Below are 18,416 nucleotides of genomic sequence, written 5' to 3'. Positions count from 1 at the left end.
GCAAGGTATGAAGTTTAAAACGGTTTTTGTCTGCCAGAAATGCGGGTACGAATCCCCCAAATGGGCCGGAAAATGCCCGGACTGCGGGGAATGGAACACGTTGGTGGAAGAGGTAAAACAGCAGGAAAGCAAAAAAGCGCCCGCGCGCACACGCAGCTTTACGGATTTTTCATCCGAAGTAGTAAAACTTTCCGAAAGCAAATCCGTGCAGGAACCCCGCATCCAAACACATATCCCCGAATTTGACCGGCTGCTTGGCGGGGGCCTTGTCAGAGGGCAGCTTACGCTTTTGGCCGGTGCGCCGGGCATCGGCAAGTCCACCCTGATGCTGCAGGTGGCGGCGGAACTTTCCAAAACCTTAAAAGTACTGTACATTTCCGGCGAAGAAAGCATCGGCCAGATTTCCGGCCGCGCCCGCCGGCTGCAGGTGCAGGGGGAAAATATCTTTTTGCTGTGCGAGACAGACATCCAGAAAATTGTGGAGTCGGTAGAACAGGTAAACCCGGAAGTGCTGATTTTGGATTCCATCCAAACGGTGTACCACCCGGAATTTACGTCTTCTGCCGGCACGGTGGCGCAGGTGCGCGAATGCACCAGCGAGCTGGTGCGCCTGTGCAAACCCAAAGGAATTATCACGTTCGTGCTGGGGCACGTAACCAAAGACGGCGAGCTGGCCGGGCCGAAAATTTTGGAACATATGGTGGACTGCGTGTTGTATTTTGACACGGAGAAAGACAACGTTCTTCGCCTGCTGCGCCCGCACAAAAACCGCTTTGGCTCCACCAGCGAAATCGGCCTGTTTAAAATGACGTCTGCCGGCTTGGAATCGGTGGAAAATGCCAGCGAATACTTTGCCCAAACCTCGCGCGACCGCGCCCTAAAAGGCCGGGCGTACTCGTTGGCGGCGGAAGGCTCGCGCCCGCTGCTGACCGAGGTGCAGGCGCTCGTATCGCCTACGCGCTATCCGTTTCCGCGGCGGGTGGCCACGGGGGTGGATTTAAACCGGTGCCTGATGCTGTTTGCAGCACTGGAAAAACACATCGGCCTGCCGCTTGACAATAAAGACATTTTCGTCAGCTTAACGGGCGGCGTGAAGCTAAAGGATCCGGCGCTGGATTTGGCCGTGTGCGCGGCGGTAATCAGCTCCTGCAGGGATATTCCCATCGCGCCCGACAGCGTATTTATGGCGGAAGTGGGCATTTTGGGGCAAGTGGCCAAGGTGCCGCTTTTAGACAGACGGCTGGAAGAAGCGCAGCGGCTGGGATTTAAAAAAGCTTTTTGCGCACCCGTGTCTAAAACGGAGAAGCAAAAACTCCAAACGCTTTCGCTGTGCGAGCTGGCGGATTTAAACGCGCTGGCCCTTAAACTGCGCTAAAAGCGTTTCCCCGTCGTACCGTACGCCTAAGAAATTCTGCAAAAAAGGCCTGTAAAGTGCTAAAATATAGCTAGTTCTATTTGGGGAGTTTTTCCCCGTTTTGGAGGGCATATGCCTATTTGGATTTTCCGTATTTCCACGTTGGTGGCTTTTCCTTTTCTGACGTACAATTTTATCGATAAAGAATGGATGAGCCTGTTGGCGGGCCTGCTGTGCGGCGCGCTGGTGGTGGGGGGCGAAGTGCTGTTTAAACGCCTGCGCCTGATTAAAATTATGATTGCCTGCTCCGGCTTTTTGCTGGGGTATATGCTGTATGTGTTTTTTGACTACGGCATGATTCATTTCGCCGAAGCGGACGTAATGAACTTTTGGATGACGTACGGGCGCGACATTGAAATCGGCCTCATCATATTCGGCGTCATTGCGAGCCTGATTAAATCGCGCGATTTGGAAGGGCTTTCCTACACCGGGCACCATTTGAAAGTAGCCGACGTAACGGCGCTGATGGACGGGCGCATCGTAGATTTGTGCGAAATTAATTTTCTCTCCGGCATTATCGTGCTGCCGGTTTTCGTATTAGACGAGCTGAACAAAATGGCGGCCTCCAAAGACCCGCTGGAACGCGCCAAAGGACGGCGCGGGCTGGACGTGGCGGCGCGCCTGCGGGAGCTGAGCGAAATTGCCGTGCGGGTTACTTCCAAAACGCCCAAAGCCGACACGATGGAAGAACGCGTGGTAAAACTGGCCAAAAGCCTGGACGCGGAAGTGGTTACCCTGGATTTTAACGTCAACAAAATCGCCGCCTTGCACGACGTAATTGCCTTGAACATTGCCGACTTGGCCACCGCCTTAAAACCGGTAGTGCTGCCGGGGGAAAGCATGTCGCTGTTTATTATGAAAGACGGCAAAGAAAAAGAACAGGGCATCGGCTACTTGGACGACGGAACAATGGTCGTGGTGGAGGACGGACGCAAATACATCGGCAAACGGGCGGAAGTATCCGTTTATTCCATTTTGCAAACGTCTTCTGGCCGGATGATTTTTGCCAAAATTAAATAAGGCTTTGTACATGAATCGGACGGGTTTTTCTTCAGCGGTGTTGGTAGCGGGGGGAAGCGGCAAACGAATGGGCCGCCCCAAACAAATGCTGCCGCTTGGAGGAAAACCCGTTTTGGTTCGTACGATAGAAGCCTTTCAAAAATGCCCCGACGTTCGGGAAATTGTAGTGGTTACCCCGCCGGAAAACCGTGCGGAATTAAATAAGTATTTTACGGATTTAATCTATGCAGACCCCGGGGATACCCGGTTGGAATCGGTCAAAAACGGCTTTGCCCAAACGTCTGCGGCGGCGCAAACAATCGCCGTGCACGACGGCGCCCGCCCGCTGGTCAACCCGCAGCATATTGAACAATGTTTGCAGGCGGCCCTGCAGTTTGGCGCGGCGGTGCTGGCCGTACCGGTAAAAGATACCATTAAAGTGGGCCAAAACGGCGTTGTGGAAAAGACGTTAGACCGCTCCGTGTTATGGGCGGCCCAAACGCCGCAATGCTACCGCCGGGAAGTGCTGGCCCGCGCCCTAGAGCAGTTTGGCCAGAAAAAAGACGCCACCGACGAATCGCAGCTGGTGGAAAAAACGGGCGTTGCGGTGCATTTGGTGCCGTCTGATTATAAAAACAATAAAATTACCACGCCGGAAGACTTGGTGTTTGCGGAGGCGCTTGTAGAAGAAAAAACGGTGTACCGAACCGGATTTGGTTTTGATTTGCACCGCCTGGAACCGGGGCGGAAATTGTATGTGGGCGGGGTGGAAATTCCGCACACGAAGGGCTTTTTGGGCCATAGCGACGGGGATTTGGTGCTGCACGCTCTGTGCGATGCTGTTTTGGGCGCGTTGTGTGCGGGCGAAATCGGTATTTTGTTCCCGCCAACGGATGATTCCATTAAAGGCATTTCCAGCGTGACGATTGCCAAAAAAGTGTTGGAAATCGTCCGCGCGCACCACGCGGAAATTGACCATATAGACGCCACCATCATAACCCAAGAACCCAAAATGAAACCGCATTACGACGCGGTGCGTCACTCGCTGGCCAAGGTGTTTGAAATGCCGGTGGAACGCGTGAGTTTTAAATCAAAAAGCCACGAACACGTGGGCGAAATCGGCCGCGGCGAAGCGGCCATGTGCCAGGCCGTGGCTACATTAAAATTAAGGAGCAGCTTATGAAGACTCGTTTCGTGATCACTTTATTGTTGGCGGTGTTTGTGTGTGCCTGCAGCACCACGGACTTTCGCTCCCGCAAAAAAGTAACCCAGGGGATTGATTATTCCCGCTACCCGGGAAATGAAGTGTACTATGAATTTACCTCCGATATTCCCACGGATCCTTCCGTGCTGGCCGGCGCGGACGAAAACGCCCAGCCGGGGCAGCCGCTGAGCGAAGATGAAGATTTTACGTCTGAAAATATCGCCAGCACCTATGGAAATTACGGCGATGTGGTGGTAAATGTAGCGGCGCATAAATTTAAATTAGGGCCTTCGGCCTCGCGCAAGGAAATGGCGGTTTTCCAAAAAGCGTTGGATCAAGCCTACACGGTGGCGCTTAAAAAATACCGCCCGGTGGGTTTTACGTACGCCATGAGCAGTGTGGGGGCGGTCAATCCGCTTTCGGATATTGAAGTGCGCTGCATGCTCAGCGAACGCTCCGCCAACGATGTGGGCCAGTCCACCTGCACGCTGTTTTTTAATACCATTGCATCCAACTATATTGAACAGATGAAAGAGGCACAATAAATATGATGTATTTGTACAATACGGCCACCCGGCATAAAGACGAATTTAAACCGCAAAATGAAAAACAGGTAACGATGTACTGCTGCGGGCCGACCGTTTACAATTATGCCCACATCGGCAATTTGCGCACGTATATTTTTGAAGATTTGCTGGCGCGCACCATTCGCCTGCATTATCCGCTGAAACACGTGATGAACGTAACGGATGTGGGGCACTTGGTGTCCGACGCGGACGACGGCGAAGATAAAATGGAAGTGGCCACCGCCCGCGAAGGAAAAAGCGCGTGGGATATCGCCAAATTTTATGAAGCTAAATTCTGGCAGGATTACGACGCGCTGCACTGCTCGCGCCCGAGTGTCATCAGCCGGGCTACCGAGCATATCAAAGAAATGATTGCGCTGGTAAAAACCCTGGAAGAAAAAGGCTATACCTACCGCACGTCGGACGGTATTTATTACGATACGTCCAAATTCCCGCGCTATGACGCGCTGGTGGGCCATGCGCGCATCAGCGGCCTGCAAGGCGGCGCGCGGGTGGAAATGAGTGACGAAAAGCGCAACCCGACGGATTTTGCCTTGTGGAAATTCTCCCCCAAGGATAAAAAACGCCAAATGGAATGGGACAGCCCGTGGGGGGTCGGTTTCCCCGGCTGGCATATTGAATGCTCGGCCATGGCAATGAAGTACCTGGGACATACGCTGGATATTCACTGCGGCGGGATTGACCACGTCACCATCCACCACACCAACGAAATCGCCCAGAGCGAAGCCGCCACCGGCGAAAAATACGTCAATTATTGGGTGCACGGCGAATTTTTGATTTTGCGTTCGGGCAAAATGTCCAAGTCCGGTGGCACTTTTGTGACGCTGGATGTATTGAGAGAAAAAGGATACGAGCCGCTGGCCTACCGGTATTTATGCTTGGGTGCGCATTACCGCACGCAATTGGAATTTTCGTATGAAAGTATGGACAGCGCCGCCAAGAGCTTAAAGAATTTGCGCGCTTTGTGCAGCCAAGTGCGTACGGCGGCGCAAAACCGCGCGCAGCAAACCGACAAATCCCGTGCGTGGAAAGAAAAATTTACGGCTGCCATGGAAGACGATTTAAACGCGCCCAAAGCGCTGGCTCTTGCGTGGGAAGCCGTACGGAACGCCGAATTGACGCCCGGGGAAAAGCTGGATTTTTTGCAGTTTGCCGACACGATTCTTGCGCTGGATTTGTTTGTCCAGCCGGAAGTTTCTTCCGAGCCGCTTCCTGAAGAAGTAACCCGGCTTTTGGAAGAACGCGCCCGCGCCCGCGCCGCAAAGGATTGGAAAAAATCCGATGAACTTCGCGACGCGATTGCCCAAAAAGGATATGTGGTAAAAGATACGCCTAAGGGCCAGCAAACGGAGAAAAAATAATATGAAAAAAGTGCCCTCCGAGTTTTTAAAACGCATTCCCAAAGCGGATTTGCACGTCCATTTGGACGGCTCTCTGCGCCTTTCTACCTTAATCGAATTGTCTAAAAAAGAAGGCGTGGAACTGCCCGATTATACGGAAAAAGGCCTGCGCCAAAAAGTATTTAAAGACAAGTATGCTTCTTTGGTGGAGTATTTAAAAGGCTTTTCCTATACGGGCGCCGTGATGCAAAACGCCGAAAACATTGAGCGCATTGCCTATGAACTGGGGCAGGACGCCATTGCCGAGGGGGTACGCTATCTGGAGGTGCGCTTTGCGCCGCAGCTGCACGCCAACGAAAAGCTGACCGCGCAGGAAGCCGTGCGCGCCGTGGTGTGCGGCTTAAGACGGGCCCAAAAAGAACACAATTCTTCTGCCGCGGTTAAAAAGGGAGAAGATTTGGAATTTTATTTTGGCATTATCGCCTGTGCGATGCGTAATTTTAACCAGTTTATGTCCCCTTATTATGCGGGGCTGATTAAAGCGCTGTCGCAGTCCAGCAAGAGCGAAATTTTTTCCATTGCTTCGCTGGAACTGGCAAAGATGGTGGTAAAGTTGGCCAAAGAAGAAAAACTGCCCGTAGTGGGGTTTGACCTTGCGGGCGAAGAAGCCGGCTATCCGGCGGCCGACCATTTGGACGCGTACCGCTACGTACATAAACATTTTATCCGCAAGACCGTCCACTCCGGCGAGGCGTACGGCCCGGAATCCATTTTCCAGGCCATTACCGACTGCTACGCCAACCGCTTGGGGCACGGCACGCATTTGTTTGCGGCGGAAATGATTAAAGATAAAAAAGTAAAAAACAAAGAAGAGTACGTCAATTCGTTGGCGGACTATATTGCCAGCGAGCGCATCGGGATTGAAGTATGCTTAACGAGCAATTTGCAAACCTTGCCGCAGATTAAATCCGTCAAAGATCATCCCATTAAAGAGATGATTAAGCGCGGCCTGCCGGTAAGCATCAATACGGACAACCGCCTGGTTTCCAATACGACGGTTACCAAAGAAATGGAACTGTTGGTGCGCAACGTAAACCTGACGCCAAAAGACTTAAAAAACATCGTCATTGCCGGGTTTAAGAGCGGATTCTTCCCGGGCAGTTATATTGAAAAGCGCCGCTTTGTGCGCAAAGTTATAGACCGTTACAACGCCCTGGCCAAAGAATACGGCATTCCGCTGTATTAGTGAACTGTTATTTAAAAACCCCGGCCTGAACGGCCGGGGTTTTTTATTTCTCGTCATCAAAACCTTTGGGGTTTGGAATCAAGTGTTTAACCATTTTTTTAAAGGCTTGTTTAAACATGGTTTTGCGGTAAGGAATTTTGGCCGGGCGCAGGGGCGTATCGTAATTGGAAGAAGAAGCGTCCGGTGCGTCGCCGGTTTTGCCTCCTTCCAGAGAAATGCGCTGGCTGGGATAAATGCTTTGCTGCCCGGTTACTAAAAAGCTGATGACGCAGGCCACCGTGGCATACGGGGCAATGTCGGCCCCAAAAAGTTCAATAGCCATAATGCTGGCCGAAAGCGGTGTGTTGGCCGTACCCGCCAAAACGGCCACCAGCCCCAAGGCGGCCAAGGTGGCGCTGTCTACGCGCAAAAAGTCCGCCAGCATGGCGCCTGCCTGTGCCCCTACGAAAAAGATGGGCGTTACCACGCCGCCAATGCCGCCGGCGGCAAAGGTAACGGAGGTAGTAATCATTTTGTACAGAAATCCAAACGGGGACTCCGGCGCCGCACCGCCCAGCACCGATTCAATGCCGGGCATTCCGAGGCCCAAATAAAGAGGCGAAATAAAATAACCTACCGCCACCAGCAAAAGCCCGCCCGTTACGCACGCCCAAAACAACCGGGTTTTAAGGGCAATATAGCGAAAAAGAACCCGCGTAAATTTGGTAATTTCAATAAATAAAATGGAAATTAACCCGAAAAACATTCCGGCGATAATCATTTTTAAAAAGAACTGCTCCGAAAACACCGGCACGAAATGAAGCGGGTGGTAAATATAATCCACCCCCAAGAAAGAGGTTACCTGAAAGGCCGTAATGCCGGCTACCAATGCGGGGAACATCACTTCATAAAAAATATGCCCCGCCCACAATACTTCCAGCCCAAACAGCGCCCCGGATATCGGCACGCCAAATACGCCTGCAAACCCGGCGCTCACGCCGCAAATCATCATTTTGCGCTGGTCTTGCGGGCTCATGCGCACCCAGCGGGCCAAAATGGAAGAAACGCCGGCCCCCACGTCTGCACAGGGGGCTTCCTTCCCGGCGGATCCGCCCATCACCATCGTTACGATAGATAGGGTAAATCCTTTGAAAATAGAAATAAAAGAAATGGAACGGTAGGAGTTGATTTTGTTGATTACGGCATCGGTTGAGTAATCGGTGTGGCGCTTGGCTACTTTTCGCCCCAGAAGCGCTACGCCGTATAACACAAACGGAAGCAAAATGTAAAAAAGCGGAATGCCGTTTCGAAACGAAATGGCGCGGTCTAGAATTTTCAAAAACGCCGCATCCAATACGCCTACGACGCACCCGACGGCGGACGCCAGCAAAAACCATTTAATAATGCTAATTACATTATTTTTGTGTTCATTAAGCATATTCTAATATCTTACTAAAAATATATTCCGGGAACAAAAAAACGATTTTTGCGGCTTACAAAACCGCTAAGGTAGTAATTTTGCTATACTATATAGGAAGAAAATCCCTCACGTAAAAATGAGGGAGCTTACTTTGTGTATAAAAAAGGACTTGTATTGTATGGATTCTTTTATTTCCTCTGTTATCACGCTGGCGTTAGTTATGGATGGGTTCGGCAATATCCCGCTGTTTATTACCGCCCTTAAAAAAGTAGCCCCGGAACGGCGCAAAATCGTCTTGCTGCGCGAATTGGGGATTGCCCTGCTTATTATGATTGCGTTTCTGTTTTTGGGCAAATGGTTCTTGCATGCTTTTGGCATTCATGAGTATTCGCTGAGCATTGCAGGCGGCATTATTTTGTTTATTATTTCGGTCAAATTGGTTTTTGGCGGCGAAGAAGAACCCAAAAACGACCCCAAAGAAGACGAACCGTTTGTGGTGCCGTTGGCCATTCCGTTGGTGGCGGGCCCGGCGGCGCTGTCTATGGTCATGATTACGGCGGCCCAGCAATCCAATAAACTCATCACGTTGGGGGCGGTTATCGGGGCTTCGTTAATCAATTCGGTTATTTTGATGGCCTCTTTTCCGCTCAGCAAATTGTTGGGAAAACGCGGCTTAATCGCCATTGAACGCCTGACGGGTATGATCCTGATTTTGATGTCGGTGGATATGGTAATGGGCGGAATTTCATCGTTCATGAGCTTGTAATCTGTTTTTTTACTCCGCTTGATAAGGAGAGTGTATGAAAAAAGGTTTCACGCTGTTGGAATTATTGGTAACCGTAATTATCGTAGCCATTTTGTCCAGCGTGGCGGTTATGTATTACGGGCGGTTTATTGAGCGTATGCGCATTGCCGAGGCGGATACCGCCATCGGGTCGGCCATTTTATCGCAGGAGCGGGTCTTTATCAAATTCCAGCGCTACACGCCGTATTGGCACCAGCTGGATGCGGGGCCGCTTGCGGTGCGCACGCCCAAAGAAAATAATGATTTTGCCAACGGCAAATTAAACACCATTTATTACACGCGGGGCGGTATGCTGTCGGGCAAGCCGAAATCCGGCTTTGCCATTTCGTTTGAAACGGACGCTACGGGCCGTTGGTTTGCGGTAGCCAGAAGAGTGGGGGACGATACGTACACGTACCGGATTGTCCGCCCGTTTGATGACACGAAATCCACCTGCGTGCCGGACTGGGGGAATGAAAAAGATCTGGCGATTTGCGTGGATTATATGGGGGTGGCGGATGCGGCGCAGTTAAGCCCGGATCCGATGGTGCCCAAAGTGGAAGGAAATTAATTTATAAACGGCTTGCCTAAAGCAAGCCGTTTTAGACAGCAGGGGGAAAAAATGAAAAAGAAATTTTCGTGGAAAAGATTTTTAGTTTTGCTGGTGTTGCTGGCGGTTGCGGTGGGTGCGGCGTTGCCGCATTATCTGTGGACAGTGGAACGCGCCAAAGCGGGGGGAGCGGAAGCGGTGTTGATTAATTTGGTGTCGGCTGAAAATTTGTATTTTTTAAAGCACAACACTTATACGGATGATTGGCGGCAGTTGGAACGGTACCTTTCTAAAATCGCACAAGAGCAAGGGGCTTTTGCCCCCGCGCCGGAAGTGGGAGAAGAACGCTTTTTTGCCTTTTCAGCTCAGGATTTGGAAGCGGCGGAAGACGGTTTTTCGTTTGGAATTGAACTGTCGCAAGACCGGGCTTCCGGTAAAATCTACACCGTGCGGGATACGGGATTGTTTGATTATATGTTAGAGGATTCTTTCCCGCAGCCGGCTTTTCGCTGTGAGCCCGACGGCGGCTGGATCTCCCGCTGGTTTTGCCGTAAATTTACGGCGTATGTGGAGCCGTTGCTGATGCGCAAACCAGCCGAAGCGCAAGAAGATAAGCCGCAAGGCGCTGTATAACCGTCCGTTCTTTCTTTTTAAATCCCGCTTATCAAGCGGGATTTTTTCTTGCCGTTTGCGGAAAATAAGCCTACAATAAAAAACAAGGAGCCTTTATGAAAAAAGTGAAAATAGAAAAAGCGCTTACGTTTATTGAGCCCGGCCCGCTGTTGCTGCTGACTACTTTTGACGGGCAAAAAAATAACGTAATGCCTCTTTCCTGGGCGATGCCGCTGGACTTTGACGGCCGCTTTGCCTTATGCACCGGCCCTTGGAACTATTCGTTTGGCGCACTGCGCAAACAGAAAGAATGCGTGCTGTGTGTGCCGGGCCCTGCCCTGCTGAAGACGGCGGTGAAGTTGGGAATGGAAAGCGGGGAAGATACGGATAAATTTAAAAAATTTTCCCTGCGTACGTTGCCTGCTTCGCAAGTCAAAGCGCCGCTGTTGGCCGATTGTGCGGCATGCGTGGAGTGCCGGGTGGAGCGGTTTTGGCAGGCGTATGGAATTTTTGTGTTAAAGGCCTTGCAGGCGTGGGAGAACCCGTCGTGCGCGGACGGGCGGATGGTGCACGCGGTGGGCGACGGTACCTTCCGGGCAGACGGCGAAAAATTTAATCTGCGCCGCTTGATGAAGGCAAAACTTCCGCCGGGGCTGTAATATCCTGCGGCAAAGCGTCTGTTTGCGGTTGGGAATCGGCCGCGGCTTGCGCGTCTGTTTGCGGCTGTGGGGCCGGCGTGGCAAGCGGTTGTTCGGCTGGGGGCATAGGAGCTTGCTGGGGAGCAAGGTCTTGTGAGGTCTCCCCGGGTTCGTTTGCCGGGGCAGCTTGCACGGGGGCCGGAGCGGAAGAATCGGAAGGAAGAGCGGCCTCTTCGGCAGCTTCTTGCGTTGTCGGCTCGGTTGCCGAAGGCAGTTTATCGGTCGGCTCCTCGCCTTTTTCGGCGGCGGGAGGGAGCGTTTTATCAGAAGACGAAGCTTGTTTGCCGTCGGGCGCGTTTTCCGGGGCCGAGGCGGTTTGCGTGGATTGGTGCTGCGCCTGCGGCTCTTGCGGCGCTACGATAAAAGTGGGTTCTTCGGCGTCAAACACGATACCTTTTTCCGGCTCGGATGCTGCGGGTGCAGGCTCGGGCGCGGGCTCTTGGGCCGGGGGCACATACACCGGCACCGGCATATCCTGCCCGGCCGGCACAGGGTAGCGGGCAATCACTTCTTGGGCGGATTCTTCAAAAAACAGCCGTCCTTCTTTCCACGATTCGTATAACTGGCGATCCGGCGTTTCCGGGCGGAAGAAATCTTTGTGCATGGTTCGGTCGGAAATGGCAAACGCCAGCAAATGCAGCACGGCAATATCTTTGCCGGTGAAATTTTTGCGCGTTTCATAACTGCTTACCCTCGCCAATACTTTAATTTCGTGTCCTTTTTTAATGCCCGTCATGGCCGGCATGGAGCGTTTGTTAAACGTTACCAGCAACAGCTCATACGACAGGGCGTTCCCTTTCCCGGTGGCGTAATAATATAAAGGCGCGTCTATTTTAAGCACCAGCCTTAGGCGCAGCGTGTCCTCGGTCGTGCCTTTTACTTCGCCGCCGAAAGACACCACCTGCCCGCGGTAGGCGGAGGGATCTTTTTCAATGCCTTGCAGATAATCCAGATTCTGATCCTTATAAGGAATCATAGAACTGCAGGCGGCGGAAAAGACGCAAAACAATAAAATTAAAAATTTTTTCATATAACTGGTTATATTATAGCTTTTCTGAAAGGCGGGATTAACATAACCCGCTTTTTAGGCTTGACGGCCAAGCGGGAAACGGATAGGATGAAAAAGAGGTAACTATGAAACCCCTGAATCCGGAAGAAAAACACATCCTGCTTGAAAAAGGAACGGAACCCCCGTTCAGCGGGAAATACTACCGCCACAAAGCGGCCGGCCGTTATCTGTGCCGCCAATGCGGTGCGCCGCTGTATAGAAGTGAGGACAAATTTAACTCCGCCTGCGGCTGGCCCAGCTTTGATGATGAAATCCCCGGTGCGGTCAGACGCGTGCCGGATGCCGACGGCGTGCGGACGGAAATTGTGTGCGCGCGCTGCGGGGGGCATTTGGGACACGTGTTTGAAGGGGAACACTTAACCGCCAAAAATGTGCGCCACTGCGTTAATTCGTTGTCTTTGGTGTTTCAGCCGGCCGGGGAAGAAACCACCAGCCCGCGGGGAGAAGTGGCTATTTTTGCGGGCGGCTGTTTTTGGGGGGTAGAGCATCTGATGAAAAATTTTCCGGGTATTTTGCAAATAGAGCCCGGCTATACGGGCGGCTACGAGCCGCACCCCACCTACGAACAAGTTTGTTCCCAGCTCACCGGCCATGCCGAAGCCGTGCGGATTGTGTTTGACCCCAAACAGGTAAGTTATGAAACGTTGGTGAAAGGATTTATGGAAATTCACGACCCGACCCAGCAAAACCGCCAAGGGCCGGATGTGGGATCGCAGTACCGCTCGGAAATTTTTTACACGACCCAGGCCCAGCGCCAAACGGCGTTGGCGGTCATCGCGTTATTGCGAAGCAAGGGCTATCCCGTCGTTACGCAGGTAACAGAAGCTTCTTCTTTTTGGCCGGCCGAAGATTATCATCACCGCTATTATGAACGCACCGGTGCGCAGCCGTATTGCCACCGCCGGGTAAAGCGCTTTTAAGGTACTTCGGGGCGGGAGGACGTGTCGGCCGCGGCCAGCCAAGTGCCCGCCAGCATAAGCGCCAGTGCCGTACAAAAAGACCAGCCGATCGGCTGTCCAATTAACATAAAAGAAAAGAGCACTCCCATAAAAGGCGCCGCCGCATAAAAAACGCCGGTGCGGGCCGCGCCCAAGTAGCGTTGGGCTAAAATATAAAAATACACGCTGCACCCGTACGCAAGCGCTCCCAGCAGCAATGCTCCTAATATATAGCCGGGGGCAAGATGTATCTGCCCGGTATAAGCGGCCACGCATAAGGACAAACTACCGGAGCCAAATCCCTTAACCATGACCGTTTGTACGGGGTTTTTGGCAGATAACTGGCGGGTGGTGTTGTTTTCAAATCCCCAGCAAATACTTGCCGCCAACGCCAACAGCGCCCCCTTGGAAAAAGACAGCGCGGAAAAATCATCCACCGTTAATAAGACCGAAGCGGCCGTAATCAATACAACAGCCGCCCACAGCCGTTTACTGACCGTTTCTTTAAATAACCAAAACGCAATTAACGCCGTAGCGGCAATTTCAAAATTGTTCAGCAGTGCTACCGTGGCCGGAGTCGTGGTTTGCAGCCCCCAAAGCAACAGCATCGGGGCGGCGGCATCCAGCAGCACCATAGCGGCCAGCCACGGGAAATCTTTGCCGGACAGCGCGGGCGCAGAAGGGGCGGATTTTGCAGGAAACACATACACCGCCAGCATGCCCAGCCCAGCGCCCCAATACAGTAAAGAAGCCAAAAACGCGGGGGAAATCTGCCGCAGAAGCAGTTTGGAAAAAGGAGCGCTTAAGCCGTAGCACAGGGCCGCGGTTAGTGCATAAATGACGGCAAGCCGGGTTTTGTTCATATCGCTATTATAGCAAAGGGAAAAAGAGGGGCGGAAAATAAAAAAGGAAGAGGGATCTCGGCCTCTTCCTGTAAAACGCCTAACGGCTAAATGGGAAATAAAAAACGCCCTCTAGGAGAATCGAACTCCTCTTTTCGGATTGAAAATCCGACGTCCTAACCGATAGACGAAGAGGGCATTTAAAGTGCGCCCGGTGAGACTTGAACTCACGGCCCCCCGCTTAAAAGGCGGATGCTCTACCACTGAGCTACGAGCGCTAAAAAAGCAGTCAAAAAAACGATCCGGGTTTAATCTTGCATCGGGTTAAACCCAACATAAATATTATACTACAAATTAAGCTGTCGCACAAGAAATTTATTTTTATTTGTTGTTGCAGCTTTTTTTCGATACTTTATTATAACACTTTTGCGCTTTTTGCGTCAAACCTCTTTTTGAACTGCCGGGTATGTAAAATTGTTTGACATCCCCCGCCGTGCTTGATACCATATAACAAATGGGCTTTGACGCCCAAACTTATTTAGAGAGGGTTTTATGAAAAAAGTCATTAATTCCAACAATGCGCCCAAAGCCATCGGGCCTTATTCGCAAGCCATTGACGACGGCGGCTTCGTTTTTACTTCCGGTGTGCTGCCGATTGACCCCGTAACAGGCGAGATTTACAGCGGCGATGTGCAGGTGCAAACCGAACTGATTTTAAAAAACTTGGAAAACATCTTAAAAGAAGCCGGCTGCGCGTTGAAACATGTGGTTAAAACCACGGTGTTTATGACGGATTTGACCAAATTTGCCGAAATGAACGCGGTGTATGCTTCTTTCTTTAAAGACAATCCGCCCGCCCGCAGCACCATTCAGGTGGTGGCCTTGCCCAAAGGCAGTATGGTAGAAATTGAAGCGATTGCCAAAAAATAGACGGTTATGACGATTCAAGACCAAGTGCTTTCCAGCCGTTTAAACGGCATATTGTTGCCGCTTTCCGCCATGAAAACCGCGGGGGATTGGGGCGTGGGGGATTTTTCTTCGCTGCGGGAATGGACGGAGTTTTTGGCCGCGCAGGGGGCTAAAATTATTCAAATTTTGCCCTTGCAGGAAACCGCCCCCGGCGAGAATTGCCCTTATTCTGCCTTAAGCGCCTTCGCGACCGACCCGGTATACGCCGATATTTCCAATGTGCCCGATGTGGCGGCCAGCCCGCGCGCACAGGAATTTATTGACTCCATTTCCTTTAAAATCCGCGAATGGCACGACGCCCCCCGGGCGCCTTTCTTTGCGGTCAAGCAAGCCAAGTTAAAAGCGCTTTGGTTCGGGTATCAGTATTTTTTGGAAACGCAGGCCGCGGCCAATTCGCCGCGCTTCCAAGCGTTTGAAGCCTACTGCGCCGCCCAAGCGGGCTGGCTGCGGGGCTATGCGCTTTTCCGCGCTTTAAAAGAATTTTATAAATGGCAGACGTGGACGCAATGGCCCGAAGGCCTGCGCAATTTTGAACCGTCGGCCGTGCGCGCGTTTGAAGCGCAGTACCGCGAATACGTCCACTATTTTTCTTATATGCAGTGGATTTTAGACCAGCAGCTCCGCCAAGCCAAAACGTTTGCCCAAGAAAAAGGCGTGCTTATTTTTGGCGACATTCCGTTCGGCACCAATTTGGACAGTGCGGAAGTCTGGTCGGAACGGGCCAACTACCGCCTGGGGTGGGAAATCGGCGCGCCGGCAGACCAATTTTCCAAGGGCGGCCAGCGCTGGGGCCTGCCCGCCTATGACTGGGTATACCAGCATTCCCATAACTTGGATTTGTGGCGCCGCAAAATCCGCCGCGTAACGGAACTGTATGACATTTTCCGCTTAGACCATTTGGTGGGTTTTTTCCGCACGTATGTGTTCGCGCCGGGGGATCAGGTGGGCAGTTTTGATATCCAGGGCGAGCAAAACCAAATTGACCGCGGTTACAACTTTTTGCGTATGGTGTTGGACGAAGCCAAAGGCAAATTGCCGGTGGGCGAAGATTTGGGGGTAATCCCCAATTATGTGCGCCGGATGCTGGCGGATTTGCGCATCCCGGGCTATAAAGTGTTGCGTTGGGAACGGGAAGACAACGGCTATTACCGCGAGCCGCGCAATTATCCGCAAGTGTCTTTAGCCACCACTTCCACCCACGACACCGAAACCGTGCGCGGCTGGTGGGAAACCATGGACGTGCACGAACGCGCCAACATTTGGGAAATGATTTCCGCCCAAAAGACGGACGGCAACGTGCCATTTAACGACTATTCCCAACGGGCGATTTTGCGCCGGGTGTTGGATTCCAACTCGGCCATTACGCTGTTTTCCTGGCAGGATATTATCGGTACGCTGGATCGGGTAAACACGCCCGGCACCGTAGGCGAGAACAATTGGACGTACCGCAGCGCCTATACGCCTGCCCAAGCGGCACAAGTATATGCTCCTCAGCTAGCCACCTACCGCGAACTGTTAAAAGAAACGGGACGGGTCTAAACCATGAACGAGTTTACCGCTATTATTCCGGCGGCGGGAAAAGGGGTGCGTCTGCTCCCCTATACCGCCAATATGCCCAAAACCATGATTTGTGTGGCAGGGAAGCCGATTTTGGGCCATATTTTGGATCAGGTGGAAAGCTTGGGCATTAAAAAAGTGGTATTCATCGTCGGTTATAAAAAAGAAGCTATTATTGAATTTGTCCAATCGCAGTATCCGCATTTGGAGGCTAACTTCGTAGAACAGCCGGAGCCCAAAGGGCTGGGCCAGGCCATTTACCTGGCCAAAGAAAAAGTATCCGGCCCGTGTTTTATTTTGCTGGGGGATACGATTGTAGACGGCGATTTAAAACCGTTGGTTTTTGGCGGGCAAAACGCAATCGGCATTCGGGCGGTGCAGGATCCGTCCCGCTTTGGCATTGTGGAATTAAAAAACGGCAAAATCGTTTCGTTTGAAGAAAAACCCGCCCGTCCCAAATCCAATTTGGCCATTATCGGGGCGTATTCGTTTTTGGACTCGGCACAGCTTTTTAGCGCGTTGGAAGAAGTCATCCGCTCGGGGAAAACCGTCAAAAACGAAATCCAGCTGACGGACGCTCTTTCGGTGTTGCTGGCGCGGGGGGTGGAAATTCATCCGGTGCAGATGAACGATTGGTTTGACTGCGGAACGGTGGAAGTCTTGCTGCAGACTAACCGCCTGCTTTTAGACCGCCACCACCGTATTCCCGCCGGGCTGGAACGAAACAATAAAATTATTCCTCCGTGTTGGATTGCCGACGGGGTGCAGGCCCAAAATTGCACGCTGGGGCCTTATGTTTCTATTGCGTATGAGGCCCAACTGACGGATTGCGCGCTTAAAGATGCCATTGTCGGCCCGCAGACACGACTGCAGAACAAAACGGCAGAACATACCGTATTGGATAAATATAATTTTTAAGAAATGTTTATTTTTTGGAAGAGCCCTCGGCTGCGGTAGCGGCGGAGGGTTTTTTGTCGGCGGGCGCGGCCGATTGAGTGGCAGGGGCCGCATCGGTTGCCTGATCGGCCGGCTGCTTGGCTTGTTCGGCAGATGGGGTCGTTCCTTCCGAAGAGGTGGCCGTTTCGCCTGCGGGTTCGGCCTGCGGGGCCGGCGCCGGGAAAAGTTCGTCCGCCAGTTGTTCGGCAAATTCCCGCGCTTCGTTGTAGTCGGAAACGGCTTGCGTAAATTGGGCGGTGGGGCGGTTGGTATCCGTATTTTTGGCCATTTCCAATTCCAGCCGCGCCTTTTTCAGTTCAAAATCTTCCAGCGCCAACAGCAGACGGATTTGGTTTACCAGACGGTCTTTTTCTTCATTTACCACCACGGGGCAGGACTGCATGGCCTGGTCTAAAATGTTTAAATTGCGCTCTGCCGCCTCCCGGTTGGTGTGTTGAAGCACTGGGTTTTCCTGCGACAGGGGCGGCACGGATACGGCCGAGGCCAATGTGGCGGCGCGCTGCGGCAGGTAGATGTTTCCCACCATCATCCCGCCCACAAACAATAAGGCCATTGTGAATAAATAAAGAATGTAGCGCATAGAAATCCTTTTTTATATTCTATCAAAATGAACTGAAAATAAATATAATAAAAATAATATCGGCAAATAGCGGCGGGGCTTATGGTTCTGCCGCAAACAGAAAGAAAGGTAAGGAGCGTGTATGGCAAAAATTAAGTTTGGCAAAAAAGGACATTTGGAATTGGAAATTACCCCGCTGACCATATGGTCTAACCCGGGCAGCGAAGGGGAATTTATGGAATACCAGTTGGGACTGTTTTGCGAAGGAGAAAATGTTTTCAATCCGGCGCTGGAGCCGAAACTGGTGGCGTTGAAAGACGAAGAAAATGTTTACTTGTCCGATTTTATTGCCGAAACGCTGGCCGAACGGAAAGAAAACAATTGGATGATGCTGGAGCCTAAAGTTTCCCTGTATATGCGGCCTGTGCCGCCGCCTGCGGGGTGTTGTTCGGCATACAACCAGCCGGATAATTTTTTGCTGCAAATGACCTTGGAGCAAAATATCTTTGCCGGGGAAGATAAAGTGTTTGGCCCTTATTCCAACACCGGGCTGACGATCAGCTTTGAAGCGGCGGGAAAAGACTGGGCGGATTTTGCGCAGGCCATCCGCGCGGAAGAAGAAGATTTTGACGAAGAAGATTCCCCTCAGGAAGACCCCTACCGCAGTTAAAAAACTTGCCCTGATTAAAACC

Annotated in this window: 19 protein-coding genes and 2 tRNA genes; 15 read left to right on the top strand and 6 right to left on the bottom strand. The window is 51.9% G+C overall.

Annotation, left to right across the window (positions count from 1 at the left end; all coding sequences use genetic code 11):
• Positions 1–7 precede the first annotated feature (7 nt).
• The 6 genes from radA to B5F75_RS00785 all read left to right on the top strand — a co-directional run bounded on the left by radA (position 8) and on the right by B5F75_RS00785 (position 6,790).
• Positions 8–1,375, top strand: a complete 1,368-nt coding sequence (radA, locus tag B5F75_RS00810) for a DNA repair protein RadA (RefSeq protein WP_087286478.1) — start codon at positions 8–10, stop codon at positions 1,373–1,375.
• Positions 1,376–1,486: 111 nt separating this feature from the next.
• The gene (locus tag B5F75_RS00805; protein WP_087286475.1) at positions 1,487–2,434 is read left to right on the top strand and encodes a PIN/TRAM domain-containing protein; all 948 of its coding nucleotides are present in this window, start codon (positions 1,487–1,489) and stop codon (positions 2,432–2,434) included.
• A gap of 10 nt (positions 2,435–2,444) precedes the next feature.
• Complete coding sequence (gene ispD, locus B5F75_RS00800; RefSeq protein WP_087286472.1) at positions 2,445–3,596, top strand: 2-C-methyl-D-erythritol 4-phosphate cytidylyltransferase; 1,152 nt, start codon at positions 2,445–2,447, stop codon at positions 3,594–3,596.
• Positions 3,593–4,162 carry a hypothetical protein gene (locus B5F75_RS00795; RefSeq protein ID WP_087286469.1) on the top strand — a complete coding sequence of 190 codons (570 nt, stop codon included), beginning with the start codon at positions 3,593–3,595 and terminating at the stop codon, positions 4,160–4,162. Before ispD ends, B5F75_RS00795 begins: the two co-directional genes overlap by 4 nt.
• A 2-nt stretch (positions 4,163–4,164) precedes the next feature.
• The gene (cysS, locus tag B5F75_RS00790; protein WP_239406339.1) at positions 4,165–5,565 is read left to right on the top strand and encodes a cysteine--tRNA ligase; all 1,401 of its coding nucleotides are present in this window, start codon (positions 4,165–4,167) and stop codon (positions 5,563–5,565) included.
• Between the two features lies 1 nt (position 5,566).
• On the top strand, positions 5,567–6,790 hold the full coding sequence (locus B5F75_RS00785) for an adenosine deaminase family protein (protein ID WP_239406338.1): 1,224 nt from the start codon (positions 5,567–5,569) through the stop codon (positions 6,788–6,790).
• A gap of 43 nt (positions 6,791–6,833) precedes the next feature.
• Here the strand turns inward: B5F75_RS00785 and B5F75_RS00780 are convergent, their stop codons facing one another.
• Positions 6,834–8,207 carry a chloride channel protein gene (locus B5F75_RS00780; protein WP_087286467.1) on the bottom strand — a complete coding sequence of 458 codons (1,374 nt, stop codon included), beginning with the start codon at positions 8,205–8,207 and terminating at the stop codon, positions 6,834–6,836.
• Between the two features lie 160 nt (positions 8,208–8,367).
• Here B5F75_RS00780 and B5F75_RS00775 point away from each other — a divergent pair, with 160 nt between their 5' ends.
• The 4 genes from B5F75_RS00775 (at position 8,368) to B5F75_RS00760 (ending at position 10,794) form a co-directional block, all read left to right on the top strand.
• The gene (locus B5F75_RS00775; RefSeq protein ID WP_087286463.1) at positions 8,368–8,955 is read left to right on the top strand and encodes a MarC family protein; all 588 of its coding nucleotides are present in this window, start codon (positions 8,368–8,370) and stop codon (positions 8,953–8,955) included.
• 34 nt (positions 8,956–8,989) lie between these two features.
• Positions 8,990–9,544: a type IV pilin protein gene (locus tag B5F75_RS00770; protein WP_087286461.1), complete on the top strand. Its 555-nt coding sequence runs from the start codon at positions 8,990–8,992 to the stop codon at positions 9,542–9,544.
• A gap of 51 nt (positions 9,545–9,595) precedes the next feature.
• Positions 9,596–10,156 (top strand): hypothetical protein, encoded by a 561-nt coding sequence (locus tag B5F75_RS00765; RefSeq protein ID WP_087286459.1) that lies wholly within the window; start codon positions 9,596–9,598, stop codon positions 10,154–10,156.
• A 95-nt stretch (positions 10,157–10,251) separates the two neighbouring features.
• Positions 10,252–10,794 carry a flavin reductase family protein gene (locus tag B5F75_RS00760; protein WP_087286456.1) on the top strand — a complete coding sequence of 181 codons (543 nt, stop codon included), beginning with the start codon at positions 10,252–10,254 and terminating at the stop codon, positions 10,792–10,794.
• On the opposite strand, the gene B5F75_RS00755 is transcribed toward B5F75_RS00760, so the two are convergent.
• A complete protein-coding gene (locus B5F75_RS00755; protein WP_087286453.1) occupies positions 10,748–11,863 on the bottom strand; it encodes a hypothetical protein in 1,116 nt (371 codons plus the stop codon). The two genes, B5F75_RS00760 and B5F75_RS00755, sit on opposite strands and share 47 nt — an antisense overlap.
• A gap of 104 nt (positions 11,864–11,967) precedes the next feature.
• Here B5F75_RS00755 and B5F75_RS00750 point away from each other — a divergent pair, with 104 nt between their 5' ends.
• Positions 11,968–12,822: a bifunctional methionine sulfoxide reductase B/A protein gene (locus B5F75_RS00750; protein WP_087286450.1), complete on the top strand. Its 855-nt coding sequence runs from the start codon at positions 11,968–11,970 to the stop codon at positions 12,820–12,822.
• Here the strand turns inward: B5F75_RS00750 and B5F75_RS00745 are convergent.
• The 3 genes from B5F75_RS00745 to B5F75_RS00735 all read right to left on the bottom strand — a co-directional run bounded on the left by B5F75_RS00745 (position 12,819) and on the right by B5F75_RS00735 (position 13,960).
• Positions 12,819–13,703 carry a DMT family transporter gene (locus B5F75_RS00745; protein WP_087286447.1) on the bottom strand — a complete coding sequence of 295 codons (885 nt, stop codon included), beginning with the start codon at positions 13,701–13,703 and terminating at the stop codon, positions 12,819–12,821. The two genes, B5F75_RS00750 and B5F75_RS00745, sit on opposite strands and share 4 nt — an antisense overlap.
• Before the next feature lie 105 nt (positions 13,704–13,808).
• A tRNA-Glu gene (locus B5F75_RS00740) sits at positions 13,809–13,880 on the bottom strand.
• Positions 13,881–13,888: 8 nt separating this feature from the next.
• Positions 13,889–13,960 (bottom strand) — tRNA-Lys (locus B5F75_RS00735).
• Between the two features lie 274 nt (positions 13,961–14,234).
• Here B5F75_RS00735 and B5F75_RS00730 point away from each other — a divergent pair.
• The 3 genes from B5F75_RS00730 to B5F75_RS00720 are packed head-to-tail and all read left to right on the top strand — an operon-like array spanning position 14,235 to position 17,126.
• Entirely contained in the window at positions 14,235–14,612 is a 378-nt protein-coding gene (locus B5F75_RS00730) for a RidA family protein (RefSeq protein WP_087286444.1), read from the top strand.
• Positions 14,613–14,618: 6 nt separating this feature from the next.
• On the top strand, positions 14,619–16,190 hold the full coding sequence (gene malQ / locus B5F75_RS00725; RefSeq protein ID WP_087286441.1) for a 4-alpha-glucanotransferase: 1,572 nt from the start codon (positions 14,619–14,621) through the stop codon (positions 16,188–16,190).
• Between the two features lie 3 nt (positions 16,191–16,193).
• The gene (locus tag B5F75_RS00720) at positions 16,194–17,126 is read left to right on the top strand and encodes a nucleotidyltransferase family protein (protein WP_087286439.1); all 933 of its coding nucleotides are present in this window, start codon (positions 16,194–16,196) and stop codon (positions 17,124–17,126) included.
• Positions 17,127–17,133: 7 nt separating this feature from the next.
• Here the strand turns inward: B5F75_RS00720 and B5F75_RS00715 are convergent, their stop codons facing one another.
• Complete coding sequence (locus tag B5F75_RS00715; RefSeq protein WP_087286437.1) at positions 17,134–17,745, bottom strand: hypothetical protein; 612 nt, start codon at positions 17,743–17,745, stop codon at positions 17,134–17,136.
• A 121-nt stretch (positions 17,746–17,866) separates the two neighbouring features.
• Here B5F75_RS00715 and B5F75_RS00710 point away from each other — a divergent pair, with 121 nt between their 5' ends.
• On the top strand, positions 17,867–18,394 hold the full coding sequence (locus B5F75_RS00710; protein WP_087286434.1) for a hypothetical protein: 528 nt from the start codon (positions 17,867–17,869) through the stop codon (positions 18,392–18,394).
• Positions 18,395–18,416: the final 22 nt, after the last annotated feature.

The sequence above is a fragment of the Elusimicrobium sp. An273 genome (assembly GCF_002159705.1).
In the GTDB taxonomy this organism is placed as follows: Bacteria; Elusimicrobiota; Elusimicrobia; order Elusimicrobiales; family Elusimicrobiaceae; genus Avelusimicrobium; species Avelusimicrobium gallicola.
This window is presented reverse-complemented; position numbering and strand designations above follow the sequence as displayed.